The 16,016-nt window shown below is 52.7% G+C and carries 18 protein-coding genes; 13 read left to right on the plus strand and 5 right to left on the minus strand.

Annotated features, from left to right (window positions below):
• Nucleotides 1-238: 238 nt before the first annotated feature.
• The 6 genes from R2I50_RS04305 to R2I50_RS04330 all read left to right on the plus strand — a co-directional run bounded on the left by R2I50_RS04305 (nt 239) and on the right by R2I50_RS04330 (nt 4,114).
• The gene (locus tag R2I50_RS04305) at nt 239-544 is read left to right on the plus strand and encodes a hypothetical protein (RefSeq protein ID WP_316607887.1); all 306 of its coding nucleotides are present in this window, start codon (nt 239-241) and stop codon (nt 542-544) included.
• Between the two features lie 65 nt (nt 545-609).
• Nucleotides 610-840, plus strand: coding sequence for a hypothetical protein (locus R2I50_RS04310; protein WP_316607888.1), 231 nt, complete (start codon nt 610-612; stop codon nt 838-840).
• A complete protein-coding gene (locus R2I50_RS04315; RefSeq protein ID WP_316607889.1) occupies nt 830-1,786 on the plus strand; it encodes a GH25 family lysozyme in 957 nt (318 codons plus the stop codon). Before R2I50_RS04310 ends, R2I50_RS04315 begins: the two co-directional genes overlap by 11 nt.
• Nucleotides 1,787-2,042: 256 nt before the next feature.
• Nucleotides 2,043-2,957 carry a CorA family divalent cation transporter gene (locus tag R2I50_RS04320; protein WP_316607890.1) on the plus strand — a complete coding sequence of 305 codons (915 nt, stop codon included), beginning with the start codon at nt 2,043-2,045 and terminating at the stop codon, nt 2,955-2,957.
• Nucleotides 2,958-3,024: 67 nt separating this feature from the next.
• Nucleotides 3,025-3,753 carry a zinc ribbon domain-containing protein gene (locus tag R2I50_RS04325; protein WP_316607891.1) on the plus strand — a complete coding sequence of 243 codons (729 nt, stop codon included), beginning with the start codon at nt 3,025-3,027 and terminating at the stop codon, nt 3,751-3,753.
• A 10-nt stretch (nt 3,754-3,763) separates the two neighbouring features.
• Nucleotides 3,764-4,114, plus strand: a complete 351-nt coding sequence (locus tag R2I50_RS04330) for an arsenate reductase family protein (RefSeq protein WP_316607892.1) — start codon at nt 3,764-3,766, stop codon at nt 4,112-4,114.
• 62 nt (nt 4,115-4,176) lie between these two features.
• Here the strand turns inward: R2I50_RS04330 and R2I50_RS04335 are convergent, their stop codons facing one another.
• Nucleotides 4,177-4,314 (minus strand): hypothetical protein, encoded by a 138-nt coding sequence (locus tag R2I50_RS04335; protein WP_316607893.1) that lies wholly within the window; start codon nt 4,312-4,314, stop codon nt 4,177-4,179.
• Nucleotides 4,315-4,559: 245 nt separating this feature from the next.
• Here R2I50_RS04335 and R2I50_RS04340 point away from each other — a divergent pair, with 245 nt between their 5' ends.
• From R2I50_RS04340 to R2I50_RS04370, 7 genes are all read left to right on the plus strand, one after another.
• Nucleotides 4,560-5,366 carry a transporter substrate-binding domain-containing protein gene (locus R2I50_RS04340; RefSeq protein ID WP_316607894.1) on the plus strand — a complete coding sequence of 269 codons (807 nt, stop codon included), beginning with the start codon at nt 4,560-4,562 and terminating at the stop codon, nt 5,364-5,366.
• Between the two features lie 87 nt (nt 5,367-5,453).
• Nucleotides 5,454-6,158: an amino acid ABC transporter permease gene (locus tag R2I50_RS04345; protein WP_316607895.1), complete on the plus strand. Its 705-nt coding sequence runs from the start codon at nt 5,454-5,456 to the stop codon at nt 6,156-6,158.
• Complete coding sequence (locus R2I50_RS04350; protein ID WP_399552832.1) at nt 6,145-6,894, plus strand: amino acid ABC transporter ATP-binding protein; 750 nt, start codon at nt 6,145-6,147, stop codon at nt 6,892-6,894. The genes R2I50_RS04345 and R2I50_RS04350 overlap by 14 nt, the downstream gene beginning before the upstream one ends.
• Before the next feature lie 205 nt (nt 6,895-7,099).
• Nucleotides 7,100-7,555, plus strand: a complete 456-nt coding sequence (locus R2I50_RS04355; RefSeq protein ID WP_316607896.1) for a CtsR family transcriptional regulator — start codon at nt 7,100-7,102, stop codon at nt 7,553-7,555.
• A 117-nt stretch (nt 7,556-7,672) separates the two neighbouring features.
• Nucleotides 7,673-8,191 carry a UvrB/UvrC motif-containing protein gene (locus R2I50_RS04360; RefSeq protein ID WP_316607897.1) on the plus strand — a complete coding sequence of 173 codons (519 nt, stop codon included), beginning with the start codon at nt 7,673-7,675 and terminating at the stop codon, nt 8,189-8,191.
• Between the two features lie 2 nt (nt 8,192-8,193).
• Complete coding sequence (locus R2I50_RS04365) at nt 8,194-9,171, plus strand: protein arginine kinase (RefSeq protein ID WP_316607898.1); 978 nt, start codon at nt 8,194-8,196, stop codon at nt 9,169-9,171.
• A gap of 46 nt (nt 9,172-9,217) precedes the next feature.
• On the plus strand, nt 9,218-11,647 hold the full coding sequence (locus tag R2I50_RS04370; protein WP_316607899.1) for an ATP-dependent Clp protease ATP-binding subunit: 2,430 nt from the start codon (nt 9,218-9,220) through the stop codon (nt 11,645-11,647).
• Nucleotides 11,648-11,725: 78 nt separating this feature from the next.
• On the opposite strand, the gene R2I50_RS04375 is transcribed toward R2I50_RS04370, so the two are convergent.
• Genes R2I50_RS04375 through R2I50_RS04390 form a run of 4 tightly spaced genes read right to left on the minus strand, consistent with a single transcriptional unit; the run spans nt 11,726 to nt 16,013 of the window.
• The gene (locus tag R2I50_RS04375; protein ID WP_316607900.1) at nt 11,726-12,748 is read right to left on the minus strand and encodes an alcohol dehydrogenase catalytic domain-containing protein; all 1,023 of its coding nucleotides are present in this window, start codon (nt 12,746-12,748) and stop codon (nt 11,726-11,728) included.
• The gene (locus R2I50_RS04380) at nt 12,745-13,455 is read right to left on the minus strand and encodes a 2-C-methyl-D-erythritol 4-phosphate cytidylyltransferase (protein WP_316607901.1); all 711 of its coding nucleotides are present in this window, start codon (nt 13,453-13,455) and stop codon (nt 12,745-12,747) included. The genes R2I50_RS04375 and R2I50_RS04380 overlap by 4 nt, the downstream gene beginning before the upstream one ends.
• An 11-nt stretch (nt 13,456-13,466) precedes the next feature.
• Nucleotides 13,467-15,188 carry a LicD family protein gene (locus tag R2I50_RS04385; protein ID WP_316607903.1) on the minus strand — a complete coding sequence of 574 codons (1,722 nt, stop codon included), beginning with the start codon at nt 15,186-15,188 and terminating at the stop codon, nt 13,467-13,469.
• Between the two features lie 12 nt (nt 15,189-15,200).
• Nucleotides 15,201-16,013: an ABC transporter ATP-binding protein gene (locus R2I50_RS04390; protein ID WP_316607904.1), complete on the minus strand. Its 813-nt coding sequence runs from the start codon at nt 16,011-16,013 to the stop codon at nt 15,201-15,203.
• Nucleotides 16,014-16,016 lie beyond the last annotated feature (3 nt).

Genomic DNA, 16,016 nt, shown 5'->3' on the forward strand with positions numbered 1-16,016 from the left:
TCCGGTCTTCTTGTTGTACCTTCATTACAAAAATACAGCCGAGTTTCTCTTCTCGACTGTATTCCTATACTTTATTTTTTCCTTATCTTAATGATATTGTGCGTGCAGCGGGGTTCCTTTTTTATGAAATCAGCGTACTTTGTCGGATAGTTTTTTGATAATTATTACGGTTGCATAGTTTTATGCAACTTTTTTTATTATCTCGACATGATTGAGAGGGGTATTCTATCACGAAAGGATGAAACGATTGCAACTCGCGGGCGAAATGATACCCGTCATCACGGCAGTGATCTCGGGCGGGTCGGCGGCGATCGCGGCGATCATCGTCGCGGTGATCCAGTCGCGTTCACAGCACAAGGGGGTCATCGCCGAAATCGACAAGCGCGACGCGCTGCAGGCGCAGCGGATCGAGCAGCTCGAAAAGAAGATGGACAAGCATAATCAGCTGATCGAGCGCACCTATAAGGTGGAAGAAGCGGTCAAGCTGATCGAAAAAGACATCAAGGTCGTAAATCATCGGATCGATGACCTTGAGCATAAGTAAACAGGTTGAGATTACCACGGCATAAATGCCTCGTAATGACAATCAGAAACAGAAAGGATGAGTGTATGAACCTGAAATTCAAACTGACTTCACGCAAGTTCTGGGCGGCGGTGGCGGAGTTCGTCGCCATGCTGCTGGTGTTCTTCAACTACCCTCAGGACAAGACCACGCAGATCACCGCTCTGATCATGGCGGGCGCTGCCGTGATTGCGTACATCGTCGGCGAGGGTCTGATCGACGCGGCGTCGAATCCGACCTCCGTTCCCGAGAAAAAGGACAAGAAGCATGAGCGTTAAGAACGCAAAGGGAGTCGATATCTCCTACGCGAACGGAAATATCGATCTTGGTAAAGTCAAAGCGGCGGGGTACGATTACGTCATGATCCGCTGCGGTTACGGCTCCGATCTGCTGACGCAGGACGACGCGCAGTTTGAGGCGAACGTCAGGAAGGCGGAGTCGCTCGGCTTGCCGTGGGGCGTGTACCTGTACTCGTATGCTACCTGTAAATCGGAGGCATTATCCGAGGTGCAGCATGTCAAGCGGTTGTTGAAGGGCAAGAAGCCCACCATGCCGATCGCGCTGGACGTAGAGGACAGCGCCTACTATACCCGTCGCGACTGTTTCAATAAGGCGACGATCACCGAGGTGGTAGGTACTTTCATCGAGGGGATCCGCAAGGCGGGCTATTACCCGATGATCTACACCGGCATCTACTGGCTCGGCGAATATATCGACAAGAGCGTTTATATGTCCTGTGACCTGTGGATCGCCCAGTGGAACAGTACCTGTCAGTACACCGGGGATAATCTCGGTATGTGGCAGTACGGAGGCGAGGTCAATTACCTCGAGAGTAATTCGATCAGCGGCGTCGGCGTGATCGACAAGGATATCTGCTACCGCGATTACCCGACGATCATCAAACAGGGCGGCTACAACGGCTGGACGAAGGGCAGCGGGGGAGAGTCAGCCTCCAAGCCCGAGCTGATCACCGCGACCTGCGAGCTGCGAATGAGATACCTTGCGAAGGAGGGCTACAGCAACAGCGAGAAGCAGGTCAAGACCCTGCAAAGGCTTCTGAGGGCGAGCGACTACCTCGGCGCGGACAAGCTCCCGCTGACAATCGACGGCATCTTCGGCAGAAATACAGATTATGCCGTTAGATCATTTCAGAAAGATAATAATGTCAATGTCGACGGCGTCGTTGGTATTGATACATGGTCAAAGCTCATCGGAGCGGCGTAAAAAGATTAGTAGAAGCGGCGATACGGCTTGTTGTCCGGATGGACGGCAAGCCGTATTTTTGCAAAAGTCAACCGAACGATGAAAAATCTTGCATTATTGTCCGAGAGTTGTATAATGATATTATAGACACTTGGTAGCCACTGATTAATTCACGCCTGACGGCTGAGCACGCAACTCACTTGCAGCTTTTCCGCCAAACTGCCCAAAAATCCTTATCCATACGACAGTATGCGGACGCAGATCGGGGTGAGGTTCATTGTATTATTTGATTCGCCAGACCTTGGAGGAAACGGATTTTGAACACCTGAAAAGCGGCGGCCAGTATGTAGCGGTTCTGACGTCGGCACAATGGGCGAAGCAGAAAGACAGCTTCGAGATGGGTATCGATATCGAGCCGCAGACGTCGGAGATCCACTCAACCAAGGCGGAGGTCAACTACGACTCCCTGACGGGTACATTCAGCATTCCCGACCGCACGGATTATGAGATCCAGCGGCGATTCGCATTCGCGCTGGATGAGAAGGGTATCGTCTTCATCGATGACGGCGGTACCGCTCAGAAGATCATCAATGATATCCGCATGTCCAAGAAGTGGCGACTGCCCAGCCTGGAACGCTTTTTGTATGACTTCCTCGAACAGATCATCAGCGACGACCGCGATATCCTGGAGAGCTATGATGTCGAGCTCAATGCGATCGAAGACGATATCGAGCGAGAGGATGACAACGTCGACAACGTAGAACGCGCGAACGAGATCCGCGGCGATCTGCGCGCCTTGCGCGTACACTATGAGCAGCTGCTCGACTTTACACAGGAGCTCGAGGAGAACGAGAACAACTTCTTCAAGCATGATAACCTGCGTTACTTTCGCTTGTTCGTCAACCGTATCGAGCGTTTTCGCGATACCGCCAAGGCGGTCAGCGATCACGCTTTGCAGATACGCGATATCTATAAGGCGCATCTGGATATCAAGCAGAATCGTATCATGACGGTGCTGACGGTCGTGACGACCATCTTCATGCCGCTGACGCTGATCGTCGGCTGGTACGGAATGAACTTCCGGCACATGCCGGAGCTGGAGAGCGACTGGGGCTATCCCGTCATCATCATTCTCAGCGCTCTGATCCTGATCGGCAGCCTGTTCTATTTCAAGAAGAAAAAGTGGTTGTAGGGTTTGACAACGCTCCACATTTGTATTAATATACGAGCATATGATTTTATAACGAAAGGGTGATACCATGTTTTGTGATAACTGCGGAAAAGAAGTGATCGACGGTGCGAAGTTCTGTCGTTACTGCGGCGCCGAGATCCCCGAGCAGACGCTCCGTCATGCCCGTCCCGAGCCGGAGGAGATCTACTCCCATTCCGATATGAACGAGCATACAGGCTTTGATGTAACGCCGTTGGACGTTGATCAGCAGAACGCCGACGATATCTCGGATCGAACAAGAGTGTATGATTTCGGACGGTTTGAGGATAACGGTGTTCCCGGGCAGGAGCCGTATGATGACCGCGAGATCATCAATGATTCCTTCGACGAATACACTGAGGAAGAGAATCCCTACGATGATCGGCTGGACGAGTATTTCAGGGAGGAAAATATTCCTGAAAAGAAAAATACATGGCTGTGGGTGGTCTTGGGCGTTGTTATCGCGATCCTGATCATCGCGATCGGTTTTATCGCTGTGCGTGCCATCACGCAGAACACCAACAAGAACAATAAACCGACTGTTTCGACCGTGGCGACCGTCCCGGCGACTCAGAAGCCGACCGAAAAGCCGACCGAACCGCCTACCCAGGCGCCTCAGCCGACGCAGGCACCGGTCACCGAGGCTCCCGCTCCGACCGATCCGCCGGCTCCCGAACCGACCGATCCGCCTGCTCCCGTACCCACCGACCCGCCCACGCCTACCGAGACACCCGTCCCCGGATATGAGACCGAGGCGGAATATGATGAATATTATTAAGGAGCGTACTATGCTGTTACTGTGTTACCCGCGCTGTTCGACCTGTAAGAAGGCGCAGAAGTGGCTGGATGAGAAGAAGATAAACTACCATTACCGGGATATCAAGGAGGATAACCCTTCCGCTGAGGAACTCGGGGTGTGGCTTCGTAAAAGCGGTCTTGAGATCAAGCGCTTTTTCAACACCTCCGGACAGCTCTACAAGAGCATGGGGCTGAAGGATCGATTGCCTTCGATGACCGACGAGGAGAAGCTCAGCCTTCTCTCGACGGACGGTATGCTCGTTAAGCGTCCGCTGCTGATTGGAGATGATTATGTACTTGTCGGTTTCCGTGAGCAGGAATGGACAGAAAAGCTTGTCTGATTTATTGTATAAAGGGTGGGGCGCTTCGCGTGAAGCGCCCCGTTTTTTTGAGCGATCAGTGATCAGCAGCCGCAGTCGTTTCCGCAGCCGCAGCCGCAACCGTTGTTGCCGTTGTTGCCGCAGCAAGCCCACAGGACGATCAGCAGAATGATGATACCGCAGCAGCTGTTGCCGCCGAATAAACCGTTATTGTTACACATATTGTTTCCTCCTAAGTTCTCTTATAGGTGATGAAATCATCAGCTACACCATATACTATGCTTCTTTGTACGCTGTGTGACGATCTTTTGGAGCAAAGCTGATAGTTATGCCGTTTTTACAGATAAACTGATTTAAAATTTATTGACAAAAATTACCCCTTAGTGTATAATTACAGAGGTTGTTTGATTTTATCGCGATTTACCGCGATAACGTATTAATTTATTAAAGAAAGAGGAGAAACATGATGAAAAAAGTATTTGCACTTCTGCTGGCAGTTGCGATGATCGCTTCCGTAGCGGTTCTTGCCGGTTGCGGTAACAAGAATGCGACAACTGAGACCAAGCCCGCGGATACGGCGTCTGCTGACACTAAGACCAACGACTCAAAGACCTACGTGATCTATTCCGACAACGCTTTTGCGCCGTTCGAGTATCTCGATACCGCGACAAATAACTATGTCGGCGTTGACATGGATATCATGGCTGCGATTGCTGAGGATCAGGGCATCAAGTATGAGATGCACAACGAGGGCTTCGACGCTTCTATGGGCGCTGTCCAGAGCGGTCAGGCTGACGCGATGATCGCCGGTATGACTATCACCGACGAGCGCAAGGAGACCTTCGACTTCTCCGACGCTTACTTTGACGACGGTCAGGTTATCGTTGCCAAGGCAGGCACTACGCTCGAAGATCTCAAGGGCAAGACCGTTGCCGCTAAGACCTCTACTGTCGGCGGCGAGTATGCTGAGTCCATCAAGGAGCAGTACGGCTTCACCATCAACTATTATGAGGGTTCCGATAACATGTATCAGGCGGTTCTGACCGGCACTGATGTTGCTTGTGTTGAGGACTTTTCCGTTATCGGTTACGCGATCAAGTCCGGTGAGGTTGATCTCTCCATCATCTCCGAGGAGCCCGCGAACGTTAAGGGCTACGGCTTCGCGGTTCAGAAGGGCAAGAATCCTGAGCTGATCGAGATGTTCAACGACGGTCTGAAGAACATCAAGGAGAACGGCAAGTACAAGGAGATCCTCGCGAAGTACGGTTATTGATCCGATCGTTGATCATATCTTAGTTTAATTCTGTTCAGCACGGTATTCGCTTATCGTGCTGAACTTTATGTAAGGCAGTTGTAGTATATGGATTTTGGAAGAGTTTTTCAACAAGCGTTGCCGATGCTGCTTGACGGTCTGTGGCTGACCGTCAGGGTATCGCTCATCTCTATCGTGATCGGCATGATCATCGGTTTGTTCATGTGTTTGATGAAGATGTCGAAGAATGTTGTTCTGCGCGCGATCGCGGGCGTCTATATCTGGATCATCCGCGGTACTCCTATGCTGGTACAGGCTTTGATGGTGTTCTTCGGTTTACCTCAGCTCGTGCAGATGACGATCAACCCCGATTTTCGTCTTGACGCATTTACTGCGGGCATCATCACCCTTTCGCTGAACGCCGGCGCCTATCTCGCCGAGATCTACCGCGGCGGAATCATGGCTGTTCCGAAGGGACAGAGCGAAGCGGCGCGTTCGCTGGGTCTGTCACAGGCGCAGACCATGCTTAAGGTCGTTCTGCCTCAGGCAATCAAGTTCTCGATCCCTTCGCTGGTCAACCAGTTCATCATCACCATCAAGGATACCTCCATCCTCTCCGTTATCGGTATGGCTGAGGTCGTTAATAAGGCGAAGACTTACGTCGGCAGTACCTATGTGTACTTCGCGACCTACGCGGTCGTTGCGCTGATGTACCTGCTGGTCATCTCCATCCTGATGCTGGTTTCGAGCTACATCGAGAAGAAGTTAAAATACGAAGCGAAGAAGGGGAAGAGACATCGTGACGAACATTAACAGATCAAATAAGAAGGTCGTTGTTACCAACCTTCATAAATACTTTGACAAGAACGAGGTTCTGACCGGTATCGACGCGACCATCTATGAAGGCGAAGTCGTCTGCGTGATCGGTCCGTCCGGCTCCGGCAAATCCACCTTTCTGCGCTGTATGAATAAGCTCGAGGACGCTACCTCGGGCAAGATCGAGATCGACGGCTTTGATATTACCGATAAGAAGGTCAATATCAATAAGGTGCGCGAGAACATCGGCATGGTGTTCCAGCAGTTCAACCTCTTCCAGAATATGACCGTCATCAAGAATATCATGATGGCTCCGGTCTCGCTCAAGAAGATGACCAAGACCGAGGCGTACGCCAAGGGCGTGGAGCTTTTGGAGCGCGTCGGACTGGCTGATAAGGCGGATTCCTTCCCCGGAGAGCTCTCCGGCGGTCAGCAGCAGCGTGTGGCGATCGCCCGCGCGCTCGCGATGAATCCCGATATCATGCTGTTTGACGAGCCTACCTCCGCTCTCGACCCCGAGATGGTCGGCGAGGTTCTGGACGTTATGAAAGAGCTTGCCGCCGAGGGCATGACGATGATCGTCGTTACCCATGAGATGGGCTTTGCGCGCGAGGTATCCGACCGTGTACTGTTCATGGCGGACGGCGTTATCTGTGAGGAAGGCACTCCCGATCAGGTTTTCGGCAATCCGCAGAATGAGCGTACTCAGGACTTCCTGCGTAAGGTTCTGTAAAACTGCATAACGAAGTATCAGGCACTGTAGCGATTACAGTGCCTTTTCTATTGTTGTTTATATTTCTAAATTAGAAATATGATTGTGTTTATGAACAATTTGTGAATCTTTAAATTTGACCTTGACTTTCTTTGACCAATGGTGTACACTATAGTCAAGGTCAGAGAAAGACAAACGACAACTAGACGGATTAGAGGTCAGTAAAATGCGTATGAGCGATTTGGTCGCCCAATATATTAAAGATATACTGGAACGACAGGACGGCGAAGCCGAGATCAAGCGAAATGAACTCGCTACGACGCTGGGATGTGTCCCCAGTCAGATCAACTATGTCATCACCTCGCGATTCACGCCCGAGCAGGGCTATATCGTAGAGTCAAGGCGCGGGGGAGGCGGTTACATCCGTATCACTCGTATCAATACCACTCGAAGCGGTACGATCATGCACATCGTCAACGCGATCGGCAGTACGCTTGATAAAGCGACCGCCGAGGTGATGCTGGACAACATGCTCAGCCGACAGGTGCTCGATCCCGCGACCGCTAAGCTGATGGCGGCGGCGATGGGTGAGAGGACTTATCTCAGCGTACCGCAGCAGTATCGTGACAGCCTTCGAGCGTCGGTATTCAAAAATATGCTGCTGACACTGCTCGACACATAGATTTAACAATAAATGATAGAATAAAGTGAAAAGAATTGTCCGCGGCATGAACTGACTTAAGTCATGAATCGCCCGCGGCATGAAAATGCGCTTTGTACATGTAAAGGAGGAATTTCCATGTTATGTCAACATTGTAAGAAACATGAAGCCACTACCCACATCAAAACAATGATTAACGGCGAGTATGCCGAGTACATGCTCTGTCCCGAGTGCGCGCATGAACTTGGTTATGATCAGATGTTCCCTGATTTTTCGGCAGATTTCGGCGGTTTGCTTTCGAGCTTCTTCTCAAACGCGCTGCCTGCTATCTCCGGCGCGGCTCACTGCGGCACCTGCGGCAGTACCCTGAACGATATCAAGCGTACCGGCAAGGTCGGCTGCGCGGATTGCTATGACACCTTCTTCAATGAGCTGATGCCTACCATCCGCAGCATCCACGGCAATACCGAGCACAAGGGCAAACGCCCTGACGTGATCGAATATACCGTCAATGAGAGCGATACAAGTGCTGATAAAACAGCTCCGGCGGAGGATAAGATTAATTCCCTGCGAGCTGAGTTGAAGAAGGCGATTGAAGATGAGAACTTTGAACGCGCGGCTCAGCTGCGTGACGAAATCAAGGAGCTGGAGGGTTAATTATGAGTGAGGCTGTTGTATCGACCAGGATTCGATTGGCAAGAAATCTGAAGGATTATCCCTTTCCGATCCGACTGCCTGCCGACAAGGCGTGTGAGATCGTCGATAAAGTAGGTGAGGCGCTGAAGGACAGCGATATCCGCTTCCACCGCATCGACCTCGATTCGGTATCCGACGCGATCCGCGTCGCGATGATCGAACGCCATCTGGTCAGCCCTGATTTTATCAGTGCAAAGGAAGGCAGAGCGGTGTTTCTCAGCGACGATAACGCAATTTCGATCATGGTCAACGAGGAAGATCATATCCGCCTGCAGGTTATTAAGGATGGATTTGAACCGGATGAGGCGTTCAAAATTGCGAATGAGATCGATAATATTCTTTCAAAGAAATTAGCGTTCGCGTTCCATAAACGTCTGGGCTATCTGACCCAGTGTCCGACCAATCTCGGCACCGGTATGCGCGCGTCGGTGATGCTCCATCTGCCGGCGCTTGAGATGAGCGGCGCGGTCTATCGTATCGGCGCGAACCTCAGCAAGCTGGGACTGACGATGCGCGGATTGTACGGCGAAAGCACCAAGCCCGCCGGCGCCTTCTTCCAGTTGAGCAATCAGGTCACCCTCGGTATTTCCGAAAAGGCTGCGATCGAGAACCTCAGGAACATCACCACCCAGCTGATCGCTCAGGAGATGCGCGCGCGTGAAACTGCGCTCTCAAAGATCGAGCTAGAGGATCGCATCCATCGAGCTCTCGGCACATTGAAGAGCGCTCTGCTGATGGATCACAACGAGGCGATGACGCTGCTGTCACTTGTCAGACTGGGAGTCAGTGCAAAGAAGCTCGAGACCCTCTCGACCGACAGCATCGACAGGCTGATTGTCGAAATACAGCCCGCGTCAATTATGACGCGATTCGGTGAGGATCTCTCACCCCGCGACCGCGATATCAAGCGCGCGGAAATAATCAGAAAAAGATTTGAATAATTAATATAATGATTAATTGCCTTTGGCATCAAAGGAGGTTGGGTATATGAAATACAATTTTAAAGGCTTTACCGAAAAAGCGAACAAAGCGGTCAATCTGGCGATTGAAAGCGCAGAGAAGCTCGGCCACGATTATATCGGTTCCGAACATATGCTTCTCGGTTTGTGCAAAGAGAACAGCGGCGTTGCTTTTGCGGCGCTCAACGACAGCGGTGTGACTGCCGATAAGGTAGAGGAGCTGTTAAACAGCAGCGGCAGAAAGACCGCTTTGACTCCCGATGATTTCACGCCCAGAACCAAGCGCGTGATGCAGACAGCTGTGATGTACTCGTCGCGTACAGGTTCCGGCTATGTCGGCACCGAGCATCTGCTGGTCGCGCTTCTGTCCGATCGTGACAGTTATGCGATCCGCTGCCTGAGCGCTCTCGGCGTAAGCCCTCAGTCGGTCGCAGACCGTCTCAGCGCCCGCTTACAGGGCGAGGAGCCGGGCGGCTTCCGTGAGAACGGCGGCGCACAGTCTGAGCCCGACGGCGACAGCAAGACCCTCGACAGCTTCTCCCGCGATTTGACAAAAGCGGCAAAGAACGGTGAGATCGATCCCGTGATCGGCAGAGACGAGGAGATCCAGCGGATCATTCAGATCCTTTCACGTCGTACAAAGAACAATCCCTGTCTGATCGGTGAACCCGGCGTAGGCAAGACAGCAATAGCCGAAGGTCTGGCACTGAAGATTGCGAACGGCGAAGTTCCCGAGCATCTGCGTGACAAGCGCGTCGTCGCTCTCGACCTCACCGGTATGGTCGCGGGTACCAAGTACCGCGGCGACTTTGAGGACAGGATCAAGAACGCTATCGACGAGGTAAAGAAGAGCAAGAATATCATCCTCTTTATCGACGAGCTGCATACCATCATCGGCGCCGGCGCCGCGGAGGGCAGCGCAGACGCGGCAAATATCCTCAAGCCCTCGCTCGCACGCGGCGACTTCCAGGTCATCGGCGCGACGACTCTTGAGGAATACCGCAAGTATATCGAGAAGGATGCTGCTCTGGAACGCCGTTTCCAGCCCGTCAAGGTTGGTGAGCCGAGCGAGAAGGACGCGATTGCGATCCTTAAGGGTCTGCGCGACCGCTATGAGGCACATCATAAGGTGAAGATATCCGACGAAGCGATCGAAGCTGCCGTTACGCTCAGCTCTCGTTATATCGCTGATCGTTATTTGCCTGATAAGGCGATCGACCTGATCGATGAGGCGGCTTCTAAGGTTCGGCTGAGTGCGCTGACTTATCCGAATGAAGTCAAGGAGCTTGAAGCAGAGCTCGAACAGCTCGAAAGTGAGAAAACCGCCGCTGTGAACGAGCAGGACTTTGAGCGTGCCGCTCAGCTTCGCGACGAACAGAAGAACATCACCGAACAGCTGAACAAGGCGAAGGACAGCTGGCAGGAGCAGAGCAAGGAGAGCGCACACGAGGTCAGCGCGCAGGATATCGCTGCGATCGTATCCTCGTGGACGAAGATCCCGGTCGTCGAGTTGACACGTGAGGAAAGCGAGCGCCTGTTGAATATGGAGAAGATCCTGCATGAGCGTGTGGTCGGTCAAAATGAAGCGGTCTCCGCTGTCGCGAGAGCAATCCGCCGCGGCAGAGTCGGTATCAAGGATCCCAAGCGTCCCATCGGATCGTTCATCTTCCTCGGACCGACCGGTGTCGGTAAGACCGAGCTGTGCAAGGCGTTAGCGCAGGCTATGTTCGGCGACGAGAACGCGATGCTCCGTCTGGATATGTCCGAATATATGGAGAAGCACACGGTCTCTCGTCTGGTCGGTTCGCCTCCCGGCTACGTTGGCTATGACGAGGGTGGTCAGCTGACCGAGGCGGTTCGCCGCAAGCCTTATTCGGTCGTTCTGTTCGATGAGATCGAGAAGGCTCACCCCGATGTGTTCAACATGCTTCTGCAGATTCTTGAGGACGGCAGACTGACCGACAGCCAGGGTCGCACGGTGGACTTCAAGAACACCATCATCATCATGACCTCTAACGTCGGCGCACGCCGTATCATCGAGCACGCGAGCGTATTAGGTTTCAAGAATAATGAAGAGAGCAGCGATGTGAACGTCCGCGAGTTGGTCATGAGCGAGCTCAAGCAGGTATTCCGTCCCGAGTTCCTCAACCGTGTGGATGACATCATTGTCTTTAATAAGCTCACGAAGCCCGAGATCGAGGAGATCGCCGGCAAGATGCTGAATACGCTCAGCAAGCGTCTGGAGACGCTCGGCGTGACCGTCAGCTTCACCGAGCGGGCGATCGCTCAGGTCGCTGACGCAGGTTTTGATGATGCCTACGGTGCGCGTCCGCTGCGCAGAGCCATCACCACTAACATCGAGGATGCGTTGAGCGAAAAGATGCTGGAGCCTGACTTCGACAGCAAGAAGCCTATCACCTGCGACTATGACGGTGAGAAATTCACGTTTAATTCTTGATAAGAATTAAACATAATTCAAAAACAGAATAATAAACGATATAAAGAAGCCCGAGCCTTTGCGGTTCGGGCTTTGTCGTTATAGATTCCAGTGTAAGATCGTTTTACCGTAAGCCTTCTTGATATCTGTCTCGAAAGCTGTTTTGATGTCTGCAAACCGGTTGATCTCGACGGTGTTGCCGACGAGACGGCTCAGATAGAGCGGGATCTCCGGGTGTTTATGGTAAAGTGAGACAGTCGTGCGAAAGTCATCCTGACCGGAGCGGCTCGTGCCGAACATTCTCAGTCCCTTTTCGAGCATCATGCGTGTATTGATCGCAACGGGATATTCGCTGACGCCGAGGATCGAAATGGTGCCCTCCGGGCGTATCAGACCGATGATCTGCTCGATCGCGATCGGCGAGCCGTTGCCGCCGACGCACTCGAAGGCGTGGTCGATCTGCATCTCCGCAGGTATCTCGGTCGTCAGGAAGGTGCCGTCGGCAAAGGAGAAGTCAGAGAGTTTCTCTCGGTTGATACCAAAAACATAGATTTTTGATTTAGGCTGCATATATCTAAGCAGAAGCGAAGTGATGTAGGCGAGGTTGCCGTCGCCCCATACACCGATGATGTCGCGGCGCTCGTGAGCGATCTTCTTAAAGCGGCTGATAGCGTGTACGCTGACGGATACCAGCTCAGTGAACGCGGCAACGTCGAGGTCGATCCCGTAGGGGAGCTTGACCAGCCGCTCGGGAGTGATGCTGTAGTACTCCTGCATGAAGCCATCGACGGAGCTGCCGCAGAACTTGCTGGAGCGCAGATAATTCTCGGCGATATATTCGTCGCTTTCAATCGGGATATTGGGTACCATCACCACGCGGTCGCCGGGTGTAAAGCTGCCGGTAGCGTCATAGACGACCTGTCCGATCGCCTCATGGATCAGCGCCATCGGGAGCTTTTCGCGGAGCACCTTCGGGTCGCGGGTACCTTGATAGTACCGTTGGTCGGCGTTACATATAGAGAGGTGGGTGGGGCGGACGATCACGCCGCTGTCCATCCCGATCTCACTGAACGCGATCTCGAACCTGCGCGGAGCGCACAGGCGGTAGACTGTATTGATCATCGCGCGTCCTCATCTTCCAGCAGGGAGCGGGCAATACGCAGATCATAGGGATAGGTGATCTTGATGTTGAAGGTCTCGCCCTGCACGAGCTTCACGTCCATGCCCTTCATGACCAGGATCTTCGCCGCGTCGGTGAGGATCTCCTTTTCTTCATCGCTCAGACTCATGTAGGTATCGCGCAGAAGCTTCGCCTTGAAGCTCTGCGGCGTCTGACCCTGATACATCAGCCGACGATCGGGGATCGCGGTGATCTTGTCGTTATTGCCCTCGACGATGGTATCGGTAGCGGGGATGACGGTATCGCACGCGCCGCAGCTGAGAGCTGTTTTTATATTTTCTTCGATGATCCGATGTGTGACAAACGGACGAACGCTGTCGTGGGTCACGATCACGGTATCATCGTCGAGTGTGTAGTGCTCGTCGATATAGGCGATCGCGTTCATGATGGTCTCGTTGCGGGTCTTGCCGCCCTCGATGACTGCGATCCGATCACTCATGCCGGTATATTTACGGATGATCTCTTTGGTGTGACCCAGCCACGCGCGCGGAGAGAGGACGATGATCTTCTCGAAGGCGGGGTTGGGAAGGAATTTTTCCAGAGTATGGTTCAGGATCGGCTTGCCCTTGATCTCCAAGAACTGCTTGGGCATATCGGTCGAACCCATGCGCGAGCCGGTACCGCCCGCTAAAATAACTGCAAAAATCATAATGATCTCCTTTATCTCAGCTCACCCATGTAGTCGAAGTGGATATCGCTGTTTTCTTCTATGTTACTGCCTAAATCGAGTCGGTAATAATCATGGAAGGGGTTCTGTTCACTTAGCGGGAGCATCTCCATGTAGCTCTCGGTGTACCATGCGGTCAGGAAGTCCTTGTATCCGACGGGGATGAAGGTGTCTACATCGTCAAATCGATAGGGGATGACTTCGGAAAAGGTCTCGATGGGGAAGGTTCCGCGGTATTTATGGTCGGAGGATGCGGGCATGACCCATCCGGTCTCCTTATGCTCATATTTACGGACTGCCTTCTCGTAGGATCGCGAATAGCCGTCCATCGAGCGCAGGCGAAGGATCGGCAGCAGCAGCTTGCTCAGCAGATACGCCTTGCCCTTGCGGGCGGTATCCTTCCAGCGCACGTTCATCAGCATACGCTTGCGCATCAAATGCTTCCAGAAACGGTGTGCCGCCTTTGGATCGGCGGGAACATTATCAACGACGAAGATATCGACCGAGATCCCCTTGTGCATTTCGTAGCCGTCGGAGTATTTGGAGGCGAAATAGGTGTCCTTCGCCGTGATCCGATCGAAAAAGTAGTGGTATCCGTTATGGTTGGTATGGCTTTCGTAGCTGAATCGGTCGTTTAATTCTTTTGGAGCAATTTGACGGAATTTTTCAAACTCCGATCTCAGCATGGCGACGTCAACATCGTCATCCCACGGGATGAAGCCGCCGTGTCTGACGGCGCCCAGCATCGTACCGTAGCTGATAAAGTACTTGATATCATTCGCACGGCATATTCGGTCGATCTCCCTGAGCATATCCTTCTCGATCTCGCGCAGGGTATTGAGCTTGCCGCTGTAGCCGTCGTGGATACGGTCGGTCTGGATGCTGAACCGCTCCAGATGGTGGAGCAGGCTGTAACGCAGCGCATCGGAGAAGGAACAAGCGTTCTCGTAACCGAGGGATTTCAGCTTGCCGTTGCTGATCGCGGCATACGCCGGCTGAGTCGGCTCACCGTTGATCTGTAATTGTATCCCGTGACGCGCGAGCATGGTGTAGACCTCGCTTCTGAGCTCGTATTCACTGAGGTAGAAGGATGAGGCGTTGTAGGCGTTGCCGGGATGTCCGAGCTTACTGACGGTGTAGACCGCGTCGATCGCGTCGCTGATATACAGCGCCGAGGTGTAGCGGTTCGCCATGCTCTGGGTCAGGCTGACAGTGCGGTCATTCTGTGCTTCCTTCGCGATATCCGCTAGATCAAAGCAGTCGAAATCGGCACTGAATATTCTGTCAAAGAATAATAAACAGACGTCGTTATATGTGCCGAGCAGCTTTCTGAGACCGCCGAGCCGATCATTCATCACGGTCAACAGCTCCATCTCGGCATATTTCTGAATGGTATCACCGGCTGGAATGTTCGATAAAAGAATAATAACAACCAGTCTCGCATGGCTTTTCTCGCACAAAGCGATCGCACTTTTGATATCATCCTCGTCAATGCGATCCTCCTCGGCAATATACCATAAACGGCTAAAGCCGCCGTTGATCGCAGCGGCGGCAGGGTAGAGGGGAGCCTCGCTCCCGAGATATTTTGTTGTAGCCTTGAGATATTCGGCGCAGTGATGGGTGCCGACGATGGCGACGCCGTCCTGCTGCAGCCCCTTGCTCTTGATGTAGCGGGCGCTCATGTATATCTCGTTCTTGAAAACGGTTTCAATCATAGGATAAAACGATTATTTCTTTTCTGCTGATTTTTTCTCTTCCGCGGCTTTCTTCTCGGCGTCCTTCTTTTTCTTCTCGGCCGCCTTTTTAGCCTTTTCCTCTTCCTTGACCTTCTTATACATATTGAAAGCCTCGTGTACCTCGCCGTCGAACATCAGCTGACCCTTCCTCAGATACAGGGCACGATCACAGATCTCAATGACGGATTCGGGGTTATGGCTGACGTAGAGGACGGTGGTGCCGCTTGCGATGATATCGTTGATCTTATCCTTACACTTGCGCTTGAAGCTTGCGTCACCGACGGATAACGCCTCGTCGACGACGAGGATATCCGGGTCGATATTGACGTTGATCGCAAAGCCCAAACGCATTTTCATACCGCTCGAATAAGTACGGACAGGCTGGTCAATATAGTCGCCGAGCTGAGCGAAATCGATAATACGCTCCTCGATCTCGCGGATATATGCGTCTTTGAGTCCGAGGATGTAGCCCTTGAGGTAGATGTTCTCTCTGCCGGTCATCTCGGTGGAGAAGCCCGCGGTCAGCTCGAGCAGCGCCGCGACCTTACCGCCGACGTAAACCTCGCCCTCACTGGGGAAGGCGACGCCGGTGATCATCTTGAGGATGGTGGATTTACCCGCGCCGTTATCGCCGATGATACCGATACTCTCGCCGCGGTGGACGTCGAAGGTGACGTTCTTGAGCGCCTTGTTGATTTTGGCGCCCTTGGGCTTGAAGAACAGCGCGCGGAAGCGCTCGCGGTCGTTTTTATACAGGGTGTATTCCTTACTTACGTTCTTGAAAGAGATAATTGCTTCTGACATGAT

Source organism: uncultured Ruminococcus sp. (assembly GCA_902785355.1).
Classification (GTDB): Bacteria; Bacillota; Clostridia; order Oscillospirales; family Acutalibacteraceae; genus Ruminococcoides.

Coding starts and splice junctions, on each gene's coding strand:
- R2I50_RS04305 (WP_316607887.1), top strand. CDS start 239: ATGAAACGATTGCAACTCGCGGGCGAAATGATACCCGTCATCACGGCA.
- R2I50_RS04310 (WP_316607888.1), top strand. CDS start 610: ATGAACCTGAAATTCAAACTGACTTCACGCAAGTTCTGGGCGGCGGTG.
- R2I50_RS04315 (WP_316607889.1), top strand. CDS start 830: ATGAGCGTTAAGAACGCAAAGGGAGTCGATATCTCCTACGCGAACGGA.
- R2I50_RS04325 (WP_316607891.1), top strand. CDS start 3,025: ATGTTTTGTGATAACTGCGGAAAAGAAGTGATCGACGGTGCGAAGTTC.
- R2I50_RS04330 (WP_316607892.1), top strand. CDS start 3,764: ATGCTGTTACTGTGTTACCCGCGCTGTTCGACCTGTAAGAAGGCGCAG.
- R2I50_RS04335 (WP_316607893.1), bottom strand. CDS start 4,314: ATGTGTAACAATAACGGTTTATTCGGCGGCAACAGCTGCTGCGGTATC.
- R2I50_RS04340 (WP_316607894.1), top strand. CDS start 4,560: ATGAAAAAAGTATTTGCACTTCTGCTGGCAGTTGCGATGATCGCTTCC.
- R2I50_RS04345 (WP_316607895.1), top strand. CDS start 5,454: ATGGATTTTGGAAGAGTTTTTCAACAAGCGTTGCCGATGCTGCTTGAC.
- R2I50_RS04355 (WP_316607896.1), top strand. CDS start 7,100: ATGCGTATGAGCGATTTGGTCGCCCAATATATTAAAGATATACTGGAA.
- R2I50_RS04360 (WP_316607897.1), top strand. CDS start 7,673: ATGTTATGTCAACATTGTAAGAAACATGAAGCCACTACCCACATCAAA.
- R2I50_RS04365 (WP_316607898.1), top strand. CDS start 8,194: ATGAGTGAGGCTGTTGTATCGACCAGGATTCGATTGGCAAGAAATCTG.
- R2I50_RS04370 (WP_316607899.1), top strand. CDS start 9,218: ATGAAATACAATTTTAAAGGCTTTACCGAAAAAGCGAACAAAGCGGTC.
- R2I50_RS04375 (WP_316607900.1), bottom strand. CDS start 12,748: ATGATCAATACAGTCTACCGCCTGTGCGCTCCGCGCAGGTTCGAGATC.
- R2I50_RS04380 (WP_316607901.1), bottom strand. CDS start 13,455: ATGATTTTTGCAGTTATTTTAGCGGGCGGTACCGGCTCGCGCATGGGT.
- R2I50_RS04385 (WP_316607903.1), bottom strand. CDS start 15,188: ATGATTGAAACCGTTTTCAAGAACGAGATATACATGAGCGCCCGCTAC.
- R2I50_RS04390 (WP_316607904.1), bottom strand. CDS start 16,013: ATGTCAGAAGCAATTATCTCTTTCAAGAACGTAAGTAAGGAATACACC.